This is a genomic window from Geodermatophilus sp. SYSU D01176, assembly GCF_054050015.1.
On record NZ_JBJGYN010000008.1, the window covers coordinates 1 to 23,361 of the forward strand.

Annotated in this window: 17 protein-coding genes and 1 riboswitch; of the genes, 6 read left to right on the forward strand and 11 right to left on the reverse strand. The window is 72.3% G+C overall.

The window, feature by feature from the left end:
* Positions 1 to 468, forward strand: a 468-nt coding sequence (locus ACI78Z_RS06585; protein ID WP_457035728.1) for a transposase, incomplete at its 5' end; no start/stop codon positions are given.
* A gap of 635 nt (positions 469 to 1,103) precedes the next feature.
* On the opposite strand, the gene ACI78Z_RS06590 is transcribed toward ACI78Z_RS06585, so the two are convergent.
* The 5 genes from ACI78Z_RS06590 to ACI78Z_RS06610 all read right to left on the reverse strand — a co-directional run bounded on the left by ACI78Z_RS06590 (position 1,104) and on the right by ACI78Z_RS06610 (position 7,025).
* Positions 1,104 to 2,405 (reverse strand): toll/interleukin-1 receptor domain-containing protein, encoded by a 1,302-nt coding sequence (locus tag ACI78Z_RS06590; protein ID WP_457035729.1) that lies wholly within the window; start codon positions 2,403 to 2,405, stop codon positions 1,104 to 1,106.
* Complete coding sequence (locus ACI78Z_RS06595) at positions 2,398 to 2,673, reverse strand: toll/interleukin-1 receptor domain-containing protein (protein WP_457035730.1); 276 nt, start codon at positions 2,671 to 2,673, stop codon at positions 2,398 to 2,400. The genes ACI78Z_RS06590 and ACI78Z_RS06595 overlap by 8 nt, the downstream gene beginning before the upstream one ends.
* A gap of 474 nt (positions 2,674 to 3,147) precedes the next feature.
* The gene (locus ACI78Z_RS06600; RefSeq protein WP_457035731.1) at positions 3,148 to 4,215 is read right to left on the reverse strand and encodes a DNA polymerase domain-containing protein; all 1,068 of its coding nucleotides are present in this window, start codon (positions 4,213 to 4,215) and stop codon (positions 3,148 to 3,150) included.
* 48 nt (positions 4,216 to 4,263) lie between these two features.
* Positions 4,264 to 5,823, reverse strand: a complete 1,560-nt coding sequence (locus ACI78Z_RS06605; protein ID WP_457035732.1) for an alpha/beta hydrolase — start codon at positions 5,821 to 5,823, stop codon at positions 4,264 to 4,266.
* 122 nt (positions 5,824 to 5,945) lie between these two features.
* A complete protein-coding gene (locus tag ACI78Z_RS06610) occupies positions 5,946 to 7,025 on the reverse strand; it encodes an ATP-dependent DNA ligase (RefSeq protein ID WP_457035733.1) in 1,080 nt (359 codons plus the stop codon).
* A gap of 176 nt (positions 7,026 to 7,201) precedes the next feature.
* On the opposite strand from ACI78Z_RS06610, the gene ACI78Z_RS06615 reads away from it, so the two are divergent.
* The 3 genes from ACI78Z_RS06615 to ACI78Z_RS06625 are packed head-to-tail and all read left to right on the forward strand — an operon-like array spanning position 7,202 to position 8,222.
* Positions 7,202 to 7,435, forward strand: coding sequence for a type II toxin-antitoxin system Phd/YefM family antitoxin (locus ACI78Z_RS06615; RefSeq protein ID WP_457035734.1), 234 nt, complete (start codon positions 7,202 to 7,204; stop codon positions 7,433 to 7,435).
* Positions 7,432 to 7,818, forward strand: a complete 387-nt coding sequence (locus ACI78Z_RS06620) for a type II toxin-antitoxin system VapC family toxin (RefSeq protein ID WP_457035735.1) — start codon at positions 7,432 to 7,434, stop codon at positions 7,816 to 7,818. Before ACI78Z_RS06615 ends, ACI78Z_RS06620 begins: the two co-directional genes overlap by 4 nt.
* A gap of 2 nt (positions 7,819 to 7,820) precedes the next feature.
* Positions 7,821 to 8,222, forward strand: coding sequence for a DoxX family protein (locus ACI78Z_RS06625; protein ID WP_457035736.1), 402 nt, complete (start codon positions 7,821 to 7,823; stop codon positions 8,220 to 8,222).
* On the opposite strand, the gene ACI78Z_RS06630 is transcribed toward ACI78Z_RS06625, so the two are convergent.
* The 6 genes from ACI78Z_RS06630 to glgX form a co-directional block, all read right to left on the reverse strand.
* Positions 8,197 to 8,931 carry a dihydrofolate reductase family protein gene (locus tag ACI78Z_RS06630; RefSeq protein WP_457035737.1) on the reverse strand — a complete coding sequence of 245 codons (735 nt, stop codon included), beginning with the start codon at positions 8,929 to 8,931 and terminating at the stop codon, positions 8,197 to 8,199. The genes ACI78Z_RS06625 and ACI78Z_RS06630 overlap by 26 nt on opposite strands.
* Position 8,932: 1 nt before the next feature.
* Positions 8,933 to 10,771 (reverse strand): malto-oligosyltrehalose trehalohydrolase, encoded by a 1,839-nt coding sequence (gene treZ, locus ACI78Z_RS06635; protein WP_457035738.1) that lies wholly within the window; start codon positions 10,769 to 10,771, stop codon positions 8,933 to 8,935.
* A 399-nt stretch (positions 10,772 to 11,170) separates the two neighbouring features.
* Positions 11,171 to 12,763 carry a multicopper oxidase family protein gene (locus ACI78Z_RS06640; RefSeq protein WP_457035739.1) on the reverse strand — a complete coding sequence of 531 codons (1,593 nt, stop codon included), beginning with the start codon at positions 12,761 to 12,763 and terminating at the stop codon, positions 11,171 to 11,173.
* Between the two features lie 517 nt (positions 12,764 to 13,280).
* Positions 13,281 to 13,844, reverse strand: coding sequence for a transglycosylase family protein (locus ACI78Z_RS06645; RefSeq protein WP_457035740.1), 564 nt, complete (start codon positions 13,842 to 13,844; stop codon positions 13,281 to 13,283).
* A gap of 28 nt (positions 13,845 to 13,872) precedes the next feature.
* Positions 13,873 to 14,040: riboswitch (cyclic di-AMP (ydaO/yuaA leader) on the reverse strand.
* A 303-nt stretch (positions 14,041 to 14,343) separates the two neighbouring features.
* Entirely contained in the window at positions 14,344 to 16,713 is a 2,370-nt protein-coding gene (gene treY, locus ACI78Z_RS06650) for a malto-oligosyltrehalose synthase (protein ID WP_457035741.1), read from the reverse strand.
* Positions 16,710 to 18,824 carry a glycogen debranching protein GlgX gene (gene glgX / locus ACI78Z_RS06655; RefSeq protein WP_457035742.1) on the reverse strand — a complete coding sequence of 705 codons (2,115 nt, stop codon included), beginning with the start codon at positions 18,822 to 18,824 and terminating at the stop codon, positions 16,710 to 16,712. Before glgX ends, treY begins: the two co-directional genes overlap by 4 nt.
* A 449-nt stretch (positions 18,825 to 19,273) precedes the next feature.
* Between glgX and uvrB the strand changes: the two genes are divergently transcribed.
* Positions 19,274 to 21,388 carry an excinuclease ABC subunit UvrB gene (gene uvrB, locus ACI78Z_RS06660; protein ID WP_457035743.1) on the forward strand — a complete coding sequence of 705 codons (2,115 nt, stop codon included), beginning with the start codon at positions 19,274 to 19,276 and terminating at the stop codon, positions 21,386 to 21,388.
* Positions 21,389 to 22,120: 732 nt separating this feature from the next.
* Positions 22,121 to 23,284, forward strand: coding sequence for a TerC family protein (locus ACI78Z_RS06665; RefSeq protein WP_457035744.1), 1,164 nt, complete (start codon positions 22,121 to 22,123; stop codon positions 23,282 to 23,284).
* Positions 23,285 to 23,361 lie beyond the last annotated feature (77 nt).

Consider the following 23,361-nt stretch of genomic DNA (forward strand, 5'->3'; position numbering starts at 1 on the left):
AACCTGATGGCGGTGACCCCGAAGGCGTCCTGGCCGTGGGTGCGGGCGCTGCTGCACTCGGTCTACGACCAGCCCGACGCCGCCTCGGTGCACGCTCAGTTCGATCGCGTTCTGGACGCGCTGGCCGACAAGTTGCCCAAGGTGGCCGAGCACCTCGAGCAGGCGCGGCCTGACGTGCTGGCCTTCACCGCCTTTCCGAAGGAGGTCTGGCGGCAGATCTGGTCCAACAACCCATCCGAACGGCTCAACCGCGAGATCCGGCGCCGCACCGACGTGGTCGGCATCTTCCCCGACCGCGACGCGCTGGTCCGCCTGGTCGGCGCCGTGCTCGCCGAGCAGCACGACGAATGGACCGAAGGCCGCCGCTACCTCGGCCTCGACGTCCTCGCCCGCTGCCGCATCCGACCAGTTGCCGACACCGATTCCGCGACCACCGAGGAGGTGACCATCCCGGCGCTCAGCGCCTGACCAGAACAGAGATCACGCGGTAGTCGTCACACACCACGCCGGCGGACTTGACCCGCGCCTGAAGCTGCTGCCGGTGTCGCTCGGTTCCCGTTCACGGAAGCAGTCTGGCTCTGGCCCGACGGTCGACGGGGCCATCGGCGGTGAAGGGGGACATGGGCCCCCGAGCGTCGAGGGAGACTTGCGACCCGCCGCGCCGGCGCTCGGCACGGCTTGGAGGGGCCTGCTCGCTGGACTCGCTGGAGGCGAGCCCGTCTACTGCGGCCTCGTCCGGCGGGCTGGGGCGACCGTCGTTGTCTCCGACGGGGGGCGTCTCGCGTCACGCCTGCGCCGATCGCGGCGCGCGGCGGGCTTGTCCCGTTCGCCTCCTCGCAGCGCGACAGCGCAGATGACGCGGCGGTCGTGCCACTGTCGACCGACGGGGCGTCGGTCGGTCGCGACTGATCGCGGTGGCGCGGATTTCCTCGTCGCTGGAGGGGATGCGGTCGCTGCGCCGGGTCTCCGGTCGGTTTCCACAGGCCAGCGTGAGAGGCCACTGCCCATATTCCCGGCGCCGATCAGTCCAATGGTCTTGACTCCCTCAACGGTCAAGCCGGCGGAAGCTCATGCGAGCCTGCGGCTGTGCCGATCCCACCTCGCTAGCCCGGTGACATCTGTACCGCGCAGGCGTCGTTCACCAGAAAGACCAGCGGCCGACCCTGCGGCTGCAACGTCACGCTGCCCGTCTGCTCGTTCAGTTCGCCGATGTCCAAGACGGTTCCCGTAGCGACGTCCCGCAGCTCGAGATCACATCGTGCGTTGCCGTGAAGATCCTCCAATCTCACAGTGATCATCTCGGGGGGGTTGAAGGCGTCGGAGGTGCCCACCCCATCGACCACCGCCGGTAAGGTCAGATTTCCCGGACCGGGTCGGCTGAGGACGGTACAAGCAGACTCGGCTGACCATCGGAACGTTCCGGCCTGGGGGATGAGGAACGATGCGGTGTCGTGCACCGCATATTCGTTGGACCACGTCTCATTCGTGTCGCGGTTGACCAGCGTGACAGTACAGCCGGTGCTGGAGCCGTCGTTACGAACCACAAGCCGCCACGGCGCCTCCTCCTTGAATTCGTTACTCGTCGATGACTGTGCGCCGTCCTCTTGGGTCGGGGGCTTGTCCAGGACGAGCTGGATGACCACGTAGATAGCCAAGAGAGCCGCCAATGAGCCGCCGATCACCACCAGGCGACGGAGGCGTCGCCGTCTGCTTTCATCGGGGGCACGGGCTTCGCTGTGAGTCGATACGGATCCGTGGGAGGAGTGGGTGGCGGGCTGCGTAGTAGGCGTCGCCTGCTGCTCGGCATTCTGGCCCCGGGCGGCGCCAGTCAGGGGGACATCAACTCCTGCAGTGTTCTGCAGGGCTTCCGGCCCGGCGGACCTGGATATCGCTGGCGCATCCTCATGAGCCGAGTGCACCTCGGCGAGGGTCGTGTCAAGTATCCTCAGTAGTCGGTTGATGTCGTACTCGAATCGGCTCGGGCTGAGTTCGAGAGCCTGACGGCGCACCAGCCCGGCCAGACCGGCCGGCAACTCGTCGGCGTGCGGCATGCGTGCCCCATCAACCAAGATCGGGATGATGCGAACGTTGCGCGTCAGGGCGGCCTCGATCTCCAGGCGTACAAAATCAGCCGGATCATCAATGCGCCTGCGCGCGTTCACGTCGGTGGTTTCGAGCCACCGGTCACCGATCAGTGCCAGCAGCACATCGCAGGAGCCGACCGCTCTGGTGATCACCTCGACGAAGTCATCGCCGAGCTCGATCGAGTCGACGTCCTTGAAGATCTGAGCGGCGCCGAAGTGCTGTGCGAGACGGTCGAACAGCCAGCCAGCAGGATATGCGCTCTCCTCTCGCCGGTAGCTGATGAAGATCCGACCTGTTGATCCTGCAGCGGATTCAGCCATCGCACTCACCTTGGCCGACTGAGGCTGCGCGCAGCTCCACACCGCCGAACACGGAGCGGAAATGGGCCTCGGTGCACACCGCCAGCATCCGGTCGGCCCGCTCCGGGGCCGCGGAGATGCAGGCCACGAAGTCCTCACCCGGCGCCCCGTCCCACACGTCCAGCTCGACGCTGTAGCCGGCCTGCTGCAGCTGCCAGGCCAGCCATTCGGCCCAGGCGGTGTCCCGACCGGCGTGGCTGATCAAAAAGTCGGTCCCCCGACCACTCACGCGACAGTGCTACACCCATCACCGACCGTACGCGATACCCGTCGCTCCGACACAGCCGGCGGCTCCTCTGGGGAGCAGATAGTCGCTTCGAGCGCCGCGCAGCCACAGGTCCAGAGACGGCATCCGGGGGGCCGCCATGCGCGTCGGGCTGCCTTCTGACGTGACCCCCGTGAGCCGGACGCCTTGGTGTGCCCCGGGTCCCGACGGTGGAGGGCTCGCACGTCTCGGCCAGCTCGGCCAGCCACGCGGCGACGGCATGCCGGGTGAGTTCGTCGAGCACCGGCTCGCGGCCGAGGGTCGGTCAGCCAGCGGGGGGAGCAGCGGACGCTCCCGCTGTTGAGCTCGCTGGTCCACGGTGTGTCGGGAGTGGTCCCAGGTGCCCGGAGAGGCGACCGGAGGAGTGCGCCAGATCGACTGCAGGACGTGGGTTGCCCGTCGAGTGATCGCTGTGCTTCCCTGGCGTCGAGTGCCGGATCATCCATCCGCGCTGGTAGGACGCCTGGCGCGGCTCGGTTGGACCCGCATCGGTTCTCCCGGCATCTTCGGGTAGTCCGGGGGATAGGGCAGGTCGCCGAGGCCCTGGTCGGTCGCCTGGCGCTCGGCCAGCTCGAGCAGCGGCTCGATGCCGAACGCGTGGTCGGAGATCCCGGCGTGCTTGTCGCCGACCTCGCGGAACCGCGCCGGCATCGTCAGGACGTCGAAGTCCTCGGGCCGGACGTCGGGGAGCTCCTCCCAGTCGACCGGGGCCGAGACCGGCGCGTGCGGCCTCGGCCGGATGGAGTACGCCGAGGCGATCGTGCGGTCCCGGGCCATCTGGTTGTAGTCGATGAAGATCTTCTCGCCGCGCTCCTCCTTCCACCACGACATCGTCACGCGGTCGGGGAGGCGCCGCTCCAGCTCGCGGCCGAAGGCGATCACCGCGCGGCGCACCTCGGGGAAGGTCCAGCGCGGCTGGATCGGCACGTAGATGTGCACCCCGCGGCCGCCGGAGGTCTTCGGCCACCCCTGCATGCCGAACTCCGCGAGCAGCTCCCGCACGTGCGGCGCCACCCCGACGGCGTCGGAGAAGTCGGTGCCCGGCTGGGGGTCCAGGTCGATGCGGATCTGGTCCGGCGACTCGACGTCGGACTTGGACACCGGCCACGGGTGGAAGGTGAGCGTGCCCAGGTTCGCGCACCAGGCGACGACGGCCACCGAGTCCGGCGCGATCTCGTCCGCCGTCCGCCCGCTGGGGAAGGTGATGTGCGCCGTAGGCACCCAGTCGGGGGCGTTCTTGGGCACCCGCTTCTGGTAGAAGGCGTCGCCGGTGTTGTCCACCCGGGTGGACAACCGCGCGCCCTCGAACACCCCGCCCGGCCAGCGCTCCAGCGTCGTCGGCCGGTCCCGCAGCGCGTGCAGGATGCCGTCGCCGACGGCGATGAAGTACTCGACGACGTCGATCTTGCGGATGCCGCGCTCGGCGAAGTACGGCTTCTCCGGGCTGGAGACCCGCACCTCGCGCCCGTCGACCTGCAGCAGGACGGCGTCCTTGGACGACGCCATCACCGACCGGACCCCGTGGAAGTGATCACCCGGCGCACCCTAGGGCGCTCAGGCCGGGCACGTCAGCCCGTCCTGCGGCACCACCAGGTCGATCAGGTAGGCGTTCACCGCGCCGGTGACGCAGTCGGTCTTCGGGTAGGCGGTGTGCCCCTGCCCCTGCCAGGTCAGCAGGACGCCGGAGGCCAGGTCCTCGGCCATGTCCACCGCCCCGGGCAACGGGGTCACCGGGTCGCCCGCGGTGCCGACGACCAGGATCGGCGCCGCGCCCTCGGCGTCGCGCTCGGGGATCGGGGTGCGCTCGGCCTCCCACACGGCGCAGTTGTGCAGCCCCACGGCCGAGCTCGCGCCGAACAGCGGGAAGCGCTGGCCCCACTCGGCGGCCAGGGTGCGGACCTCCTCCTCGGGGACCGCCGTCTCCGGGTCGGTGTCGGCGCAGTTGATCGTCACGTTCGCGTCGAGGAGGTTGGTGTAGGTGCCGTCCTCCAGCCGGCCGGTGTAGGCGTCGGCGAGGGAGAACAACCCCTGCGCGTCACCGTTCCGCGCGGCGGCCAGGCCCTGCGCCAGCTGCGGCCACGAGGCCGTGTTGTACAGGGCGGCCAGGATCGCGGTGCTGATGACGCCCGGCGTCGCCTGACGGGTCTCGCCCGCCCGCGCGCTGGGGATCGGCGTCGTCGCCGCCTGGGCCATCAGCTCGTCGACGAAGCGGCGCGGCTCCGGGCCGAGCGGGCACCCCGAGACCAGGGCCACGCAGTTGGCCGCGAAGGCGTCGAAGCTGGCCTCGAGCGAGGTGGCCTGCTGCTCGGCCTCGGCGCGCGGGTCGTCGTCCGGGTCGACCGCGGCGTCGAGCACCAGCGCCCGCACGCGGTCGGGGAACAGCTCGGCGTAGGTGGACCCGAGCGTGGTGCCGTACGAGTAGCCGAGGTAGGTCAGCTGTTCGTCACCCAGCGACTGGCGCAGCAGGTCCATGTCACGGGCGGTGTCGACGGTGTTGAAGGTGCCCAGCGAGTCGGGGTACTCCTCGGCGCAGAGGTCGGCCGCCTCCTGTTGCAGCGCGAACACCGCGTCCACCTGCTCGGGCGTGGTGGGCCGCGGCTCGGCGGCGGTCGCCCGGTCCTTGAACTCGGTCGGGAGGCACTCGACCGGCGTCGACAGCCCGACCCCGCGCGGGTCGAAGCCGACGACGTCGAAGCGGCGCAGCACGTCCTCGGGCAGCCTGAGCGCCTGGCCGATCGCGGCGTCGGCGCCGGAGGCCCCGGGCCCGCCGGGGTTGATGACCAGCGACCCGATGCGGTCGGTCTGCTGGGCCCAGCGGGCGCGGACGAGGAAGAGCGGCAGCGTCTCGCCCTGCGGCTCGTCGTAGCTGATCGGCACCTCGGTGCGGCCGCACTCGAAGGCGAGGTCGCGCTCGCTGCCCGGGGTGCCGGCCACCAGCTCGGTGATCTGCGCGTCGCAGTCGGTCCAGGCGATCTCCGCGGCCACCGGCTCGGCCGGCGCCCCGGACGCCGGGGCCGACGCCTCCGCTGCGCCGCCGTCGGCGGAGGAGGTGCAGCCGGAGACCGCCAGGAGCAGGCCGGAGGCAGCGGCGACCAGGCCGCGGGACAGGCGCATGGGTCACGAGGGTATGAGCCCCGCCCGGTCGGTGCAGGCACCGGCCCCGACCGGGTCGCGGCGGCCCCCTCCAGGGTCCCGCAGCGAGCCTGCCAGTGGCGGGACCCTGCAGGGGGCCTCCTTCAGCCGGCGAAGACCTCCGCCAGGTCGTAGCGCACCGGCACCTCCAGCTGGTCGTAGGTGCAGCTGCGCGCCTCCCGGTCGGGGCGCCAGCGCAGGAACTGCCCGGTGTGCCGCAGCCGGCGTCCCTCCAGCTGGTCGTACTTGACCTCCACCACGAGCTCCGGGCGCAGCGGCACCCAGGAGAGGTCCTTGCCGGCGTTCCAGCGGCTCTGTGCGCCGGGCATCCGGTGCTCCTCGCCGTTCGCGCCGTTGACCACCTCCGCGTTGGCCCAGTCCTGCCACGGGTGCCCGTCGAGCGCCTCGGCCCGGTAGGGCGCCAGCTCCTCGACCAGCTCGGCCCGCCGGGCCATCGGGAAGGAGGCCGCGACGCCGATGTGCTGCAGGTCGCCGGAGTCGTCGTAGAGACCCAGCAGCAGCGACCCCACGATCGGTCCGCTCTTGTGCCAGCGGAAACCGGCGACCACGCAGTCCGCCGTCCGCACGTGCTTGACCTTGGTCATCAGCCGCTGGTCGGGGCCGTAGGGCAGGTCGGCGGGCTTGGCGACGACGCCGTCCAGCCCGGCGCCCTCGAACTCCTGGAACCAGCGCTGCGCGGTGTCCGGGTCCTGGGTGATCGCCGTGACGTGCACCGAGTCGGTGCCGGTCACGACCTCCTGCAGCCGGGCCCGCCGCTGCGCGAACGGGGTCTCCAGCAGCGACTCGTCGCCGATCGCCAGCAGGTCGAAGGCGACGAACGACGCGGGTGTCTGCTCGGCCAGCAGGTCGATCCGCGACTTGGCGGGGTGGATGCGCTGCAGCAGCGCCTCGAAGTGCAGCCGGTCGCCCTGGGGGACGACGATCTCGCCGTCGACCACGCAGCGCTCGGGCAGCGCCGCCTTGACCGCCTCGACCACCTCGGGGAAGTAGCGGGTCAGCGGGCGCTCGTTGCGGCTGCCCAGCTCCACCTCGTCGCCGTCCCGGAACACGATGCAGCGGAAGCCGTCCCACTTCGGCTCGTAGTACATGTCCTCGGCGGTGGGCACCTTGGTCACGGCCTTGGCCAGCATCGGCTTCACCGGCGGCAGCAGGGGCAGGTCCATGCCGGCCAGTCAAGCAGCCGGCGGCGGCGCCCGGACGCCCGCCGATCATGATCGCGATCCGCGCGCCGCGGTCGCCGTCCCCGCGCTGTGCATCGGGGACGGCGACCACCCCGCGAGGACGAGCGCGCTCCGGTACGCGTGGGCGCGGGGAGCGCGGCGCGACTAGACTAAGTCACATGACTACGTCGGTCGGGGTCCACGAGGCCAAGACCCACCTGTCGCGGCTGCTGGAGAAGGTCGCGGCCGGCGAGGAGGTCGAGATCACCAACCGCGGCAAGGTGGTGGCCAGGCTGGTGGGTCCCGTACGGCGGACGCCGAACTTCGGCTTCGACCGCGGCAACGTGTGGATCGCCGACGACTTCGACGACCTGCCGGAGGACGTGCAGCGGGCGTTCGAGGGCGAGGAGTGAGGGTCCTCCTCGACACGCACGTCCTCGTGTGGGCGGCGACCACACCCGAGCGGCTGGGCTCCGACCTGGCAGTGCTCGAGGCCGCCGATCGCCGGATCGTGTCCGCCGTCTGCGTGTGGGAGCTGGCGATCAAGCAGCGCCTCGGCAAGCTCTCCGTCGGGTCCGACGTCCGGACGTGGACGCGTCGCGTCACGACCGAGCTGGTCCTCGAGCACCTCCCGGTCACCGCCGAGCACGCCGCCGCGGTCGAGCACCTGCCCGACGTCCACCGCGACCCGTTCGACCGGCTCCTCGTCGCCCAGGCCGTCGCCGAAGGGGCCGTGCTGCTCACCGCGGACGACCGGCTCGCGGCGTACGGCGACGCCGTCCGGCTGGTCGGTTGACCGTGTCCCGATCGCGGAGGGACGACGCGGCGGCGTGGCCGCTGGCCGCGCTCATGGTGGGCAGCGGGGTCACCCACTTCACGCGGCCCGACCACTTCCGGGGGCTGGTCCCGCCGTGGCTGCCGGCCCGCTCGGCGGTGGTCGTGGCCAGCGGGCTGGCCGACATCGCGGTCGGCGTCCTCGTGGCGGTGCCGGCGACCCGTTGGGCCGGCGCGCGGGCGACCGCCGCGCTCATCACCGCCTATCTGCCGGCCCACCTCGAGCCGCTCCGCCACCGGCGCGCGGCGCAGCGGGCCTTCGACCGGCCGGCCGGCGTCGCGGCTCGGGTCCTCGTCAACCTGGGCTACGTCGCCTGGGCGGCAACGGTGGCCCGGGGCGCTACCGGTCGACGGCGTACCGGGTGAACAGCACGCCGTCCTCCTCCAGCACCTGGAGCAGCCTGGGGCGGATCACGCCCGCCAGCCGGCCGGACAGCAGCCGGTCCGGACCGCCGACCAGCGCCGGTGCGACCGACAGGTCCAGCTCGTCGACCGCCCCCGCCTCCAGCGCCGCGGACAGCAGGACCGGCCCGCCCTCGCAGACCAGCTGTTCCAGCCCCCGCTCGGCCAGCGCGTCCAGCGCCGCGGGCAGGTCCACGTCGTCGTCCCCGCACACCAGCACCGTGACGCCGGCGTCGGCCAGCGCCGCCCGCCGGTCCGGATCGGCCGCCGCGCACGTCACCAGCACCGTCGGCGGGACCGCCAGCCGGTCCCCGGGCGCGAGCGAGGCCCGCCGCGAGACGACGACGACCGGCGCGGACACCGGCCTGCCCAGCTCCGACCGCAGCCGCCCCACCGCGGAGTCGGCGGCCACCGGGCGGTAGCCCTCCGCGGCGGCCGTCCCGTGCCCGACCAGCACCGCGTCGGCCAGCGCCCGCAGGGTGCGGAACACCCGTTTGTCGCCGGGCGAGCCGAGGCCGCCGCTGCGACCCTCGACGGTCACCGAGCCGTCGAGGGAGACGACGAAGTCGACCCGCAGCGAGCGGCCGGCCGGCAGCCGGTAGGCCTCGACCAATGCGGCGTCGTCGAGGACCTCCGTCTCCGCTCCACCCGCCCCGGGCAGCAGTCGCCGCACGTCAGGCGGTGCCCTCTGGCCGGTCTCCGCGCCCCGGTCCGCTCCTCGCTCGCTGGCGCTCGCTGCGGTGCTCCCGGGGCTGTCGCCCGGCGGTGGTCAGCACGGCCGCGCTCTCGCCCGGCAGCGTCACCGTCGTCCCGTCCAGGCGCGGCTCCTCGCCGGTCGCGAAGAGCACGCCGGTGGCCGGCCGGTCGAGGTCGACCTCCCGCGGTTCGCCGGCCAGGTTGGCGACCACCCGCAGTGCGCCGCGGTGCACGACCAGCCAGCGGTCCTCGTCGTCCCAGCTCACCTCGACCCGCGACAGGTCGGGGTCGACGAGGTCCGGCTCGGTGTGCCGCAGGGCCAGCAGCGAGCGGTGGGCGGCGAGCAGCGTGCGGTGCGGCTCGCGCTCGGGCTCGCTCCAGTCCAGCTTCGAGCGGGTGAAGGTCTCCGGGTCCTGCGGGTCGGGCACCTCATCGGCGTCCCACCCGTGCTCGGCGAACTCGCCCTTGCGGCCCTCGGCCGTCGCCCGGCCGATCTCCGGGTCGGTGTGGCTGGTGAAGAACTGCCACGGCGTCGCGGCGCCCCACTCCTCGCCCATGAAGAGCATCGGGGTGAACGGGCTGGTGAGCACCAGGGTCGCCCCGACGGCGAGCAGGCCGGGGGACAGGGACGCCGAGATCCGGTCGCCGACCGCCCGGTTGCCGATCTGGTCGTGGTCCTGCAGGTAGCCGAGGAACGTCCACCCGGGCAGCAGGGCGGTGTCGACCGGCCGGCCGTGGTGCCGACGGCGGAAGCTGGAGTACGCGCCGTCGTGGAAGAACGCGCCGGTCAGCGTCTTCGCCAGCCCGGAGAGGCCCGCCGCCGCGAAGTCGCCGTAGTAGCCCTGGCCCTCACCGGTGAGCACCGCGTGCAGCGCGTGGTGGAAGTCGTCGCTCCACTGGGCGTGGATGCCCGTGCCGCCCGCCACCCGCGGGGTGACCATCCGCGGGTCGTTGAGGTCGCTCTCGGCGATCAGCGTCAGCGGCCGGCCGAGCGCCACCGAGAGCCGGTCGACCTCCTGCGCCATCTCCTCGAGGACGTGGGTGGCCCGCTCGTCGACCAGCGCGTGGACCGCGTCGAGCCGCAGCCCGTCGACGTGCATGTCGCGCAGCCACATCAGCGCGTTGTCGAGGATGTAGCGGCGCACGTCGTCGGAGTCCGGGCCGGAGAGGTTCACCGAGCTGCCCCAGGTGTTGGCGCCGCCCTCGCTGAAGACCGGCATGAACAGCGGCAGGTAGTTCCCCGACGGGCCCAGGTGGTTGTAGACGACGTCCTGGATCACGCCCAGGCCGCGCTGGTGACAGGCGTCGACGAAGCGCTGGTAGGCCGCGGGGCCGCCGTAGCTCTCCTGCACCGTGTACCAGAGGACGCCGTCGTAGCCCCAGTTGTGCGTGCCGTCGAAGCCGTTGACCGGCAGCAGCTCGACGAAGTCGACGCCGAGGCCGACCAGGTGGTCGAGCTTGCCGACGGCGGCGTCCAGCGTGCCCTCGGCGGTGAACGTGCCGACGTGCATCTCGTAGACCACGCCGCCGGCCAGGGGCCGTCCGGTCCAGGCGCGGTCGCCCCATGCGTGGGACGCCGGGTCGTATCGGCGGGAGAGGCCGTGCACCCCCTCGGGCTGGCGGCGCGAGCGCGGGTCCGGCCGGGGTGTGTCGTCGTCCCCGAGCAGGAAGCCGTAGTCGGCCTCGGGGCCGGCCTCGACCTCGGCGCGCCACCAGCCGCCGTCGTCCCGGCGCATCTCGTGCACCGACCCGTCGACCTGCAGCCGGACCCGCTCCGGGACCGGCGCCCAGACGGCGAACTCGACGGCAGCGGACATGCAGGGGCCTCCAGGGGAGATCGGGGTCGTTCGGCGACGTTCCGGGGGGTTGTGCCCGCCCGGAGCGCCGCCAACCACGTGAGCCCGGCCTCCGGTCGTGACGGTGGCCATCGACGACGTCCTGCGGCTGGCCGGTCCGGCTGCTCGACGGCGGCGGCCGTCGGGAGCGCCGCCCCGGGTGGTGTGCGGCCACGGCGCGTTCTCGGACGCGGGTTCAACCCGCCACGACCGCACATCGCCGCGCCCCCGAGACGGGGTCGAGAGGCCGGAGCCCGGCGGCCGGGGAGCTGGATCCCCGTTCGTGACCCGCGCTCGAGCACATCGCTCCGTGTGCAGTCCCCGATGGCGAGCGTCACAACGAAGCGGTGGTCGACCACACGCACGCGCCGGTTCGGCCCGTCAGGTCGGCCGAGGGGCGAAGCGGGGGTCGAGGGGGTCCAGGCCCTCGTCGGCGCCGTCCTTGACCCAGAACTGGTGCATCATCATGTGGTCCTCGTGGCTGCTGTTGTGGCAGTGGATCGTGTAGCGGCCGGTGTGCGGCCCGAACCGCACGGCGATGCGGATCAGCTCGCCCTCGCCGAGGTAGACCACGTCCTTGGGTCCGTCCTCGTACCCGCTCGGGGGCCGGCCGTTGCGGTCGAGCACCCGGAAGTCGACCAGGTGCAGGTGGATCGGGTGGAACCAGCGCCGGGACGAGTTCTCCAGTTCCCACACCTCGACGGTGTTGCGCTGGGGCTCGGCGATCGCCTGCCGGAAGCCCGAGTTCTCCACGTCCGCCCAGGTCGAACCGTTGATCGTCCACACCCCGCCCCGGCGGTCGAACCGCAGGCGGCGGGTGGTGACCGCGTCGGCCGGGTCGAGCGCGAGCACCCCGGCCGGGTCGACGTCGGGCCACTCGTCCTCGAGCAGGGCGGTGTCCGGGCCAGCCGGGTCGGTGCCGACCCGGAAGGCGATCACCTGGCCGGTGTGTTCGTGGTCGGTCGTGTTCGGCACACCGAGGTTGCGCAGCTCGACCTGCCGGCCGGCGGCGGGTGCGAAGTCGACCAGGACGTCGTAGCGCTCGGACATGCCCAGCTTGAGCCGATCGACGTCGACCGGGCGACGAGTCAGACCGCCGTCGGTGGCGACCACCTTCATCGGCAGGCCGCCGGTCAGCTGGAGGAGGTAGCCGCGGGCGACCGAGGCGTTGAGCAGACGGAACCGGTAGGTACGCGGCCGGACGGGCACCTCCGGCCAGGGCACCCCGTTGACCAGGATGACGTCGCCCATGGCCCCCGAGGTGCTGTGCTGGTCCATGAGCAGCTGGCCGTCGGCGCGAGAGGCCGCGTCGCTGATCACCAGGGGCACGTCGAACTCGTCGTCCACAGGGAGACCCAAGGTCGGTTCCCCTGCCAGGGGCAGCACGTGGTACTGGGCGGCCAGCCCGGTGTAGATGTTCGGGGCGGTGTGGTGTGCAGCGTGGTCGTGGTACCAGAGGGTCCGCGCGTCCTCCTGGTTGTCGTACTCGTAGTCCTTGAAGAAGCCCGGCCGGCTCGTGTCGTTGGCATAGCCGTCGAACGGGGGCAGCGATGGCGACCCGTGCAGGTGCGTGGAGGTGGCGAACTCGTACCCGAAGAGCGGGTGGTGGGCGGGCAGCCGGTTGACCTGACGGACGGTGACCGGCTGGTTGCGCTTGACCTTGATCGTCGGTCCGGGATACGAGCCGTTGTAGACCCACATCGTCGTCTCCGGTGCCGGCGGCGGCAGCAGCCTCACCGACGCAGGGCCCTGCACGACCTGCACCACCGGGCGGCTGCCGGGAGCGTCGGGCAGCCGCAGCACCGGCGGCTGCACGAACCTGTCGTAGGGCGTGTAGGGCCGCGGCAGGTGGTCCGCGGTCAGTTCCGATGCCCGAGCAGGGCTCGCCGAGCCGGCGGCGGGAAGGGCCAGGGTCGCCGCACCCCACACCGTCCCCTTGAGCACGTCACGGCGCGTGAGAGGGCGGTGCTCCATGAGCGGGTCCCTGGTCTGTGTCGTGCCGGCCCCCGGCCCCGGCCCGGCGCCGGCAACCCCCCCCCAACCCCAAAACAAGCCACCCCCCCCCCCGCCCCCCGCGGCGCCCGCCCCCCCCCCCCCCCCCCCCCCCCCCCCCCCCCCCCCCCCCCCCCCCCCCCCCCCCCCCCCCCACTACTCCCAGTGATCGCCAATCGATGACCCGGCCCGGGGCGGCTGGCGTCGGAGCCGCCTCGGTGGGGCCGACGCCAGCCTCCTCGACCTGGGGTCCCTGCTCGACACCGGGACCGGCGGGGAGTGTCTGCTCGACGGGGAGCCGACCGACGGGCTGCGTGCCGTCACGGGACCCGGCGGCGCGGCGAGGTGTCCGGCTCCGCCTTCGAGCAAGGAGTCCGTCCAGTGGCCAGCCGGTGGACGCCGGAGGCTCAGAACCCGTCGCCGGGTCCTGGGCCTCTGGCGTTCGACGTGCCTGGCTCCCGGCGGCCGGGGGAGCGCGTCCCCCGGCCGCCGGCAGAACTCACGGCAGCTGCAGCACCTCGCCGACCGCGATCCGGTTCGGGTCGCTCAGCTGGTCGTCGTTGGCGGCGTACAGCGCCTGCCAGCCACCCGCCACGCCCTGCTCCGAGGCGATGCGGCCCAGCGTGTCACCGGCCTGCACCGTGTAGGTCGCCCCGCCGGCAGCCGCCGGTGCGGGGGCGGCCGCCAGGGCCGGCGCGGCCGGAGCCGCGCCCGCCTCGGGGGCTGAGGGGTCGAGGGCCTTGCCGCAGGTCGGCCAGGCGCCCGGGCCCTGCCCGTCGAGCGTGCGCTCGGCGACGGCGATCTGCTGGTCCTTGGTGGCCAGGTCGGCACGCGGGGCGTACTCCGTGCCGCCGTACGCGGCCCAGGTGCTCTGGCTGAACTGCAGGCCGCCGTAGTAGCCGTTGCCGGTGTTGATGGCCCAGTTGCCACTGGACTCGCACTGCGCGACGGCGTCCCAGTCGTTCGGGGCGGCCGCCGAGGCCGGTGCGGCGAGGACGCCGAGGGACACGGCGGCGGCGCCGCCGAGCACCACGGCGCCACGGCGCAGGGCGCGTGCGGGCATGCGGGAAGACGAGGACGAACGCATGGGGGAGCTCCCGATCCGCCGCCTGCGAGGTGAGCTGTCGGGTTCGGAGCGATCGGTGCCCCGGCCGTGCGCACACGGCTTCACCCCGAGGTGCCCGGCCGGACCGGCCGCGCACCGAGATGGGTCCCCCACCCCCGTCCTGGCTGTGCAGGAGGTACGGCAGCCGACGGACGGGGTTCGGCGGATCGGCTCCGGCACCCGGTCCCTGATGGGGGATGCCGGGACAACGTAACGGTCAGGTCACGGACCTTCACCCGGTGCCCCAGGAGCATCGCGGGTGACCCGGCCGGTCGTCGGGACCGCTGTCGGACGGATCGCCTGGTCACGTCCCCGCCAGCACGCGCGCACCCGCGGGGACGTGAACTGCATCTCAGTCGGCCCCGTCCCAGTCCCACCGTGAGCCTGCGAAGGGTGGGGCGAGGCCCCGTCCAGGGCACCCCCTGAGCTTGCGAAGGGTGGCTAGGACGGGGTCCTTCTACCTCTTTCGGTCGCGGACCAGCAGGGCGACCGGCAGCCGCTCGAGCAGTGCGGCCACCGGGAGGCCGCCGGCGTCGGAGACGAAGCGTCCGCCGGTGAGCAGGTCCCGCCAGGCGCCGGTCGGCAGCTGCAGCGCGGTGTCGCCCCAGCCGGCGATCGACAGCCCCACCGGCAGCCGGGTCGCCACGGACACCACGCCACCCCGGTCGAAGGCGACCAGATGGTCCGCGGCGAGCCCGGTCGCCGTCACCGGTGCGTACCCGCCGAACCACTCCGGGTGCTCCCGCCGGGCGCGCAGCACGCGGGAGACGACGAGCAGCTTGGCCGCGCCCGCGTCGTCCACCGGCGGCACCCAGCCCTCGTCCAGCCGCGCCAGCAGTCGGCGGCGCTGCTCGTAGTCGACCGGACGGCGGTTGTCGGGGTCGACCAGGGAGAGGTCCCACAGCTCGGTGCCCTGGTACACGTCAGGGACCCCGGGCATCGTCAGCTGCAGCAGCTTCTGCGCCAGCGAGTTGGACCGGCCGAACGGCGCGATGCGGGCGACGAACCGCTCGATCTCGGCGTTCGTCCGCTCGTCGTCGTAGGCGGCGTCGACCATCTCGTGCAGCGCCGACTCGAACTCCTCGTCGACGTCGGTCCACGTCGTCGAGGTCCCCGCCTCGCGCGCCGCCTTCTCCGCGTAGGCGTGCGCCCGCTCCCGCGACAGCGGCCACGCGCCGACCAGGTTCTGCCACACCAGGTGCGCGAGCGGACGGTCGGGCATCGGGTGGCGCGTCACCAGCCCGCGGACCAGGTCGGCCCACTCCGCGCCGAGCTCGGCCAGCACGGCCAGCCGGGCGCGGGTGTCCTCGCTGCGCTTGGTGTCGTGGGTCGACAGCGTGGTCATCGACGCGGGCCTGCGTTCGGCGCGCCGCTGCTGCGCCTCGTGGAACTCCTGCACCGTGCTGCCGAACCGGGCCGGGTCGCCGCCCACCTCGTTGAGCACCACGAAGCGCGCCCACCGGTAGTAGGCGCTGTCCTCCACGCCCTTGGCCATGACCGGGCCGCTGGTCTGCTCGAACCGGGTCGCCGCCTCGGTCCCGGCCTGGGACAGCACCGGGTGCAGGGCGTCCAGTGCCGCGCTGAGGTCGGGACGGCGTTCCCGCACGTCGGCCACGGTGGCGTCCAGGTGCTCGCGGCCGTCGGGCAGGTAGGTGCGGTAGACCGGGAAGCTCGCCAGCAGCTCGGCCAGCGCCTCAGTCTGCTGCGCGCGGTCGATGCCGGACAGCTCGCCGATCACCCGCACCAGCCGGGCCACCTCCGAGCCGAGGATCCCGTCGGTCACCTCGCGCTTGCAGCCGTGCACCAGCTGCGCGTAGTCGACCGGGGCTCCGGAGAGCTCGGTGTCCAGCGCGCTCAGCACCGCCTCGCCCGCCGGGTCGACCAGCACGTCGTCGACCTCGGCGAGCGCGTCGTAGCCCGTCGTCCCGGCGGCCGCCCAGCTCTCCGGCAGGTCCTCGCCCGGCTCGAGGATCTTCTCCACCACGGTCCACCGGCCGCCGGTGGCCTCGGCCAGCCGGTCGAGGTAGCCCTTGGGGTCGGCCAGGCCGTCGGGGTGGTCGATGCGCAGCCCGTCGACCGCGCCGGCCCCGACCAGTCGCAGCACCAGCTCGTGGGTCGCGCGGAAGACCTCGGGGTCCTCCGCGCGCAGCCCGGCGAGGGTGTTGATCGCGAAGAACCGGCGGTAGTTGAGGTCGCGGTCGGCCCGCCGCCAGTCGACCAGCTCGTAGTGCTGCCGGTCGTGCACCTCCTGCGGGGTGCCCTCGCCGGTGCCCGGGGCGAGGGGGAAGCGGTTGTCGTAGTACCGCAGCTCGCCGTCAACCACCTCCAGCTTGTCGACGTCGTCCGCCGACCCCAGCACCGGGATGCGCACCCGGCCGCCGCCGAAGTCCCAGTCGATGTCGAACGCGGCCGCGTGGGCGCTCCCCCGGCCGTGCTGCAGCACGTCCCACCACCACGGGGCCTCCGCCGCGTCGGCGACGCCCATGTGGTTGGGCACCAGGTCGAGCACCAGGCCCAGCCCGTGCTCGTGCAGCGCCGCGACCAGCCGGTCGAAGCCGGCCTGCCCGCCGCGCGACTCGTCGATGTGCGCGTGGTCGACGGTGTCGTAGCCGTGCGTGCTGCCCGACGCCGACCGCAGCAGCGGCGAGGCGTAGGCGTGGCTCACCCCGAGGTCGGCCAGGTAGCCGGCCAGGGACGCGGCGTCGTCCAGGGTGAAGTCGGCGGTGACCTGCAGCCGGTAGGTCCCGGTGGGGACGTCCCGACGGCGGGCTCCGTCGTCGAGCGGCTCGCCCTGCGACCCGGCCGCCGGCCCCGTGGCGGCGCTCACGAGCGGCGGGGCGCGCTCAGCACGACCATGGACCGGTCGGCCAGCGTCAGCGTCTCGCCGGGCTTGAGCTCGCGCGGCTCCACCTCGTCCATCTGCGCGGTGTCGAGGACGACGGTCCACGCGCCGGCGTACTCCTCCGACGGCAGGCAGAAGTCCATCGGCTCGTGCGAGGCGTTGAACGCCAGGTAGAAGTGGTCGTCGACGACGTCCTCACCGCGCTCGTCGGTGGACCGGATGCCGTGCCCGTTGAGGTACATGGCCAGCGACTTGGCGAAGCCGGCGTCCCAGTCGTCCTCGGTCATGAGGTCACCGGAGGGGGTCAGCCAGGCGACGTCCTGCACCGGGTCGTCCTGGCCCCGGCGCACCGGGCGGCCGTGGAAGAAGCGGCGACGGCGGAACGTCGGGTGGTCGTGGCGCAGCCGGGTCACCAGCTTGGTGAACTCCAGCAGCCCCTCGTCCACCTCGTCCCAGTGGATCCAGGTCAGGGGCGAGTCCTGGCAGTAGCCGTTGTTGTTGCCCTGCTGGGTGCGGCCCAGCTCGTCGCCGTGCAGCAGCATCGGCACGCCCTGGCTGAGCATCAGCGTGGCCAGGAAGTTGCGCCGCTGCCGGGCGCGCAGGGTGAGGACCTTCTTGTCGACGGTCGGCCCCTCCACCCCGCAGTTCCAGCTGCGGTTGTGGCTCTCACCGTCGTTGTTGCCCTCGCCGTTGGCCTCGTTGTGCTTCTCGTTGTAGGAGACCAGGTCGCTCAGGGTGAAGCCGTCGTGCGCGGTGACGAAGTTGATGCTGGCCACCGGGCGCCGGCCGGAGTGCTGGTAGAGGTCGGCCGAGCCGGTGAGCCGGCTGGCGAACTCGCCGATGGTGGAGGGCTCGCCGCGCCAGAAGTCGCGCACGGTGTCGCGGTACTTGCCGTTCCACTCGGTCCACAGGGCGGGAAAGTTGCCGACCTGGTAGCCGCCCTCGCCGACGTCCCACGGCTCGGCGATCAGCTTGACCTGGCTGACGACCGGGTCCTGGTGCACCAGGTCGAAGAAGGCCGACAGCCGGTCCACGGCGTGCAGCTCGCGGGCCAGCGTCGAGGCCAGGTCGAAGCGGAAGCCGTCGACGTGCATCTCGGTGACCCAGTACCGCAGCGAGTCCATGATCAGCTGCAGCGCCTGCGGGGTGCGGGCGTTGAGCGAGTTCCCGGTGCCCGTGTAGTCCATGTAGTACTGCGGGTCGTCCTCGACCAGCCGGTAGTACGCCCGGTTGTCGATGCCCTTGAACGACAGCGTGGGGCCGAGGTGGTTGCCCTCGGCGGTGTGGTTGTAGACCACGTCGAGGATGACCTCGATGCCCGCCTCGTGCAGGGTGCGGACCATCCCCTTGAACTCCTGCACGTGCATGCCGTTGTCGGTGTTGCTCGCGTACTCGCTGTGCGGCGCGAAGAACCCGATGGTGTTGTAGCCCCAGTAGTTGCGCAGGCCCTTCTGCTGCAGGGTGTCGTCCTGCACGAACTGGTGCACCGGCATGAGCTCGATGGCGGTGACGCCGAGGTCCTGCAGGTAGCTGATCACCGCCGGGTGGGCGATGCCGGCGTAGGTGCCGCGCAGCTCCTCCGGGACGTCGGGGTGGGTCATCGTCAGGCCCTTGACGTGGGCCTCGTAGATGACGGTCTTGTGGTAGGGCGTCTTCGGCGGGCGGTCGACGCCCCAGTCGAAGTACGGGTTGACGACGACGGACTTCGGCATGTGCGCGGCCGAGTCCTCGTCGTTGCGCTCGCCGCTGGTGAAGTCGTAGCCGAAGACCGACGGGTGCCAGTCGATCTGGCCGTCGATCGCCTTCGCGTACGGGTCGAGCAGCAGCTTGTTCGGGTTGCAGCGCTGGCCCTGCGACGGGTCGTAGGGGCCGTGCACCCGGTAGCCGTAGCGCTGGCCGGGCTGGATCCCGGGGATGAAGGCGTGCCAGACGTAGCCGTCCATCTCGGGGAGCCGGATGCGGGTCTCGGTGCCGTCGTCGTCGAACAGGCACAGCTCGACCCTCTCGGCGACCTCACTGAAGATCGCGAAGTTCGTGCCGGTGCCGTCGAAGGTCGCGCCGAGGGGGTAGGCGGTACCAGGCCACACCTGGTTCATGAACGGGGTCCTCCTGTGCTGGCGCCCCCGGGACGCCGGGGGCCGGTGGCCTCTCCGCCGCGGGGCGTCGGGGGAGGGGTCGGTGCGCGTGGTCTTCCGGACCCTCGTGCCCGACGGGGCCGCCGTCCAACCCTCTTCCAGGTCACGGCTGGGAGACGTCGCTCACGGCACGGGGCCGCGGACGACGACGCCCCCCGCGGAGGTCTCCGTGGGGGGCGTCGTGCGCAGGTCCGGCCGGGGCAGCGACGCCGGGTCCGACCTCGTCCGGGGTGCACGACCCCGGGTGGCACTGGTCCTCGGCGGTGACCGCTCCTGCGACCGGGGACGCTAGGCGGCGACCCCACCACGTGCAAGCACCGGCCGCCAGCCCCGCTGTCCCGCCCGTCCCTCCCGTGCGCGGGCGGCTCAGGGACGCCGTCCTGTCACTGGCGGGTCGTACCGTCGGACCCGTGCGCACGCCCACCGACCTCCGGCCCACCCGCGGTCGTTTCCGCGTCGTCAGCGAGTTCGAGCCCTCGGGCGACCAGCCGGCCGCGATCGCAGCGCTGGCCGAGCGGGTCACCTCGGGCGCGACCGACACCGTGCTGCTCGGCGCGACCGGCACCGGCAAGTCGGCGACGACGGCCTGGCTGATCGAGCAGGTCCAGCGGCCGACGTTGGTGATGGCCCCCAACAAGACGCTGGCCGCGCAGCTGGCCAACGAGTTCCGGGAGCTGCTGCCCGACGCCGCGGTCGAGTACTTCGTGTCGTACTACGACTACTACCAGCCCGAGGCCTACGTCCCGCAGACCGACACCTACATCGAGAAGGACTCCTCGATCAACGAGGAGGTCGAGCGGCTGCGGCACTCCGCCACCAACAGCCTGCTCACCCGGCGCGACGTCGTCGTCGTCTCCACCGTCTCCTGCATCTACGGCCTGGGGACGCCGGAGGAGTACGTCGACCGGGCCCTGAAGATCAAGGTGGGGGAGGAGCGCGACCGCGACGAGCTGCTGCGCACCCTGGTCACCGAGCAGTACACCCGCAACGACCTGTCGTTCACCCGCGGCACCTTCCGGGTCCGCGGCGACACGATCGAGGTCTTCCCGGTGTACGAGGAGCTCGCCTGCCGGATCGAGATGTTCGGCGACGAGGTCGAGCGGCTGTACTACCTGCACCCGCTCACCGGCGAGGTCGTCCGCGAGGTCGATGAGCTGTTCGTCTTCCCGGCCACCCACTACGTCGCCGGCCCGGACCGGATGGAGCGGGCGATCGCCTCCATCGAGGCCGAGCTCGAGCAGCGGCTGGCCGAGCTGGAGCGGCAGGGCAAGCTGCTGGAGGCCCAGCGGCTGCGCATGCGCACCACGTACGACATCGAGATGATGCGGCAGGTCGGCTTCTGCTCCGGCATCGAGAACTACTCGCGGCACATCGACGGCCGCGCCCCCGGGAGCGCCGGCGCCTGCCTCATCGACTACTTCCCCGACGACTTCCTGCTGGTCATCGACGAGTCGCACGTGACCGTGCCGCAGATCGGCGGCATGTACGAGGGCGACATGAGCCGCAAGCGCACGCTCGTCGAGCACGGCTTCCGGTTGCCGTCGGCCATGGACAACCGCCCGCTGAAGTGGGAGGAGTTCACCGACCGGATCGGGCAGACCGTGTACCTGTCGGCGACCCCGGGCCCCTACGAGCTGGGCCGCGTCCAGGGGGACGTCGTCGAGCAGGTCATCCGCCCGACCGGCCTGGTCGACCCCGAGGTCGTGGTCAAGCCGACCAAGGGGCAGATCGACGACCTGGTGCACGAGATCCGGCTGCGCACCGAGCAGGACGAGCGGGTCCTGGTCACCACGCTGACCAAGAAGATGGCGGAGGACCTCACCGACTACCTGCTCGAGCTGGGCATCAAGGTCCGGTACCTGCACTCCGAGGTCGACACGCTGCGCCGGGTCGAGCTGCTGCGGGAGCTGCGGCAGGGCGAGTACGACGTCCTGGTCGGCATCAACCTGCTGCGCGAGGGCCTCGACCTGCCCGAGGTGTCCCTGGTGGCCATCCTCGACGCCGACAAGGAGGGGTTCCTGCGCTCGGGCACCTCGCTGATCCAGACGATCGGCCGCGCGGCGCGCAACGTCTCCGGCCAGGTCCACATGTACGCCGACACCATCACGCCGTCGATGGCGCTGGCGATCGAGGAGACCAACCGGCGTCGCGAGAAGCAGATCGCCTACAACCGCGAGCACGGCATCGACCCGCAGCCGCTGCGCAAGAAGATCGTCGACATCCTCGACGGCATCTACCGCGCGGCGGAGGACGCCGAGAGCGTCGAGCTGGTCGGCGGCTCGGGCCGGCAGCAGTCCCGCGGCAAGGCGCCGGTGCCGGGGCTGTCGTCGAAGAAGGCGGGCAAGGCCGGCGGGATCGACGTCCAGGGGCTGCCGCGCGCCGAGCTGGCCGACCTCATCACCCAGATGAACGAGCAGATGCTGGCCGCCGCCCGCGAGCTGCAGTTCGAGGTGGCCGCCCGGCTGCGCGACGAGCTCACCGAGCTGAAGAAGGAACTGCGGCAGCTCGACGCCGCGCACGCCTGAAAGAGGGCCCGCCCCCGTGCAGGGTCCCAGCGCGAGCCTGCGAGCGGTGGGGGGCAAGGGGGTCCTTGCGCCACCCCTGGCAGGCTCGGGATGAGCCTCCGGACGGGGCCGGCGGGAGCCTGCAGGATGACCAGCCGGTGTCACCTGTGGCCGCGACGCCGAGGACACCGCGGGGCGTGAGCTCCACCCAGGCGCGATGGCGCAGTGTTCCATCGGCGGTCACGGATGGGATGCCGTCGACCGGGCCGGGCCGGTGCCCGACGACGAGGCCCGCGAGCTCATCGAGGCCCCGCGCTCGGCAGCGGTGTGCGGCTGTGGCGGGTCCTGAGCGGCCCGGCAGCCGCCACAGCCGCACAGTGCGCGCCCACCGCCGGACGCCCTGCCGCGGATCCCGCCCGGCATCACACCACCAGGTCGGGCCGAGCGACGCGCGAGCCGCCGCCGGGACCGTGTGGCACGTGTCACGCCCAGGTGAATTTGTCCGCATCCGGGGAACAGGACGCATCCCGGTGGGGTCTACTAGAGGAGTAACCGCTCGACGGCGACCCCGGCTGGGGGTCGGCGTCCGCGGTCACGCGTGGAGGGGAGTATCCCCGCGCGGCGGTGTCGTCAGTACGGGGTCCCCGATGTGCCCCCGGCGCCGCCGGTTCCCTCGGTGCGAGGGGGCGGGAGAGACCTCAGGTCCGACGCCGCGGCGCCGTGCGCGCCGCCGAGTCACCGGAGGTCTCTGCTGTGGACGTGCCCCTCTGGGTGTGGGCGCTGACGATCGGGGCGATCGTCGGCATGTTGGTGTTCGACTTCGTCGGCCACGTGCGCACGCCGCACGCGCCCACGCTGCGCGAGTCGGCCATCTGGTCGGCGGTCTACGTCGGCATCGCCGTGCTGTTCGGCCTGCTGGTGCTGTGGTTCTCCGGCGGCCAGTACGCCGGTGAGTACTTCGCCGGGTACATCACCGAGAAGAGCCTCTCGGTGGACAACCTCTTCGTCTTCGTGCTCATCATGGCCAGTTTCGCGGTGCCGCGTGAGCTGCAGCAGAAGGTGCTGCTGTTCGGCATCGCGTTCGCGCTGGTGCTGAGGACGGCGTTCATCTTCGTCGGCGCCGCGGCCATCGAGCAGTTCAGCTGGATCTTCTACGTCTTCGGCGGCTTCCTCATCTGGACCGCATGGGCGCAGGCGAAGAGCGGCGGCCACTCGCACGACGAGGAGTTCAGGGAGAACGTCGCGCTGCGGCTGGCCCGCAAGGTCTTCCCGACCACCGACGAGTACCACTCCGACAAGATGGTCACCACGATCCGGGGCAAGCGGCACATCACCCCGCTGGCCATCGCCCTGGTCGCCATCGCCAGTGCCGACATCCTCTTCGCGGTCGACTCGATCCCCGCGATCTTCGGGCTGACCCAGGAGACCTACCTGGTCTTCACCGCGAACGCCTTCGCGCTGCTGGGGCTGCGGCAGCTGTTCTTCCTCATCGACGGCCTGCTCGACCGGCTGGTCTACCTGGCCTACGGCCTGGCCGTGATCCTCGGCTTCATCGGCGTGAAGCTGCTCATCCACGCGCTGCACGAGAACGAGCTGCCGTTCATCAACGGCGGTGAGCACGTCACCGTGATCCCCGAGGTGCCCACGTGGCTGTCCCTGACGGTCATCCTGGTGACCCTGCTGGTCACGACGGTGGCGAGCCTGGCGAAGAACCGTCGCGACCGGGCCCGCGGCACCCAGTCGCCGACCGGCGCGGGCGACCAGGGCGCCGGCCGCGAGGGGCTCGTCGCCCTCGGCCCCGGCGACCACGACCCGCACGCCACGGCTCCGGACGAGGCGCCGCCCTCGCCGCACGACGCCCCGGTGACCGGCGCCGCCGAGCACGCGGCCAGCGGTTCGACCCGTTTCCGCGACTGATCCCTCCGCACCACCACCCCGGGCCCGTCCTCCTCGAGGGCGGGCCCGGTGCCGTCCGCGGCCGGACGGCGGCGGTG

Coding starts and splice junctions, on each gene's coding strand:
- ACI78Z_RS06590 (WP_457035729.1), bottom strand. CDS start 2,405: ATGGCTGAATCCGCTGCAGGATCAACAGGTCGGATCTTCATCAGCTAC.
- ACI78Z_RS06600 (WP_457035731.1), bottom strand. CDS start 4,215: ATGGCGTCGTCCAAGGACGCCGTCCTGCTGCAGGTCGACGGGCGCGAG.
- ACI78Z_RS06605 (WP_457035732.1), bottom strand. CDS start 5,823: ATGCGCCTGTCCCGCGGCCTGGTCGCCGCTGCCTCCGGCCTGCTCCTG.
- ACI78Z_RS06610 (WP_457035733.1), bottom strand. CDS start 7,025: ATGGACCTGCCCCTGCTGCCGCCGGTGAAGCCGATGCTGGCCAAGGCC.
- ACI78Z_RS06615 (WP_457035734.1), top strand. CDS start 7,202: ATGACTACGTCGGTCGGGGTCCACGAGGCCAAGACCCACCTGTCGCGG.
- treZ (WP_457035738.1), bottom strand. CDS start 10,771: ATGTCCGCTGCCGTCGAGTTCGCCGTCTGGGCGCCGGTCCCGGAGCGG.
- ACI78Z_RS06640 (WP_457035739.1), bottom strand. CDS start 12,763: ATGGAGCACCGCCCTCTCACGCGCCGTGACGTGCTCAAGGGGACGGTG.
- ACI78Z_RS06645 (WP_457035740.1), bottom strand. CDS start 13,844: ATGCCCGCACGCGCCCTGCGCCGTGGCGCCGTGGTGCTCGGCGGCGCC.
- glgX (WP_457035742.1), bottom strand. CDS start 18,824: ATGAACCAGGTGTGGCCTGGTACCGCCTACCCCCTCGGCGCGACCTTC.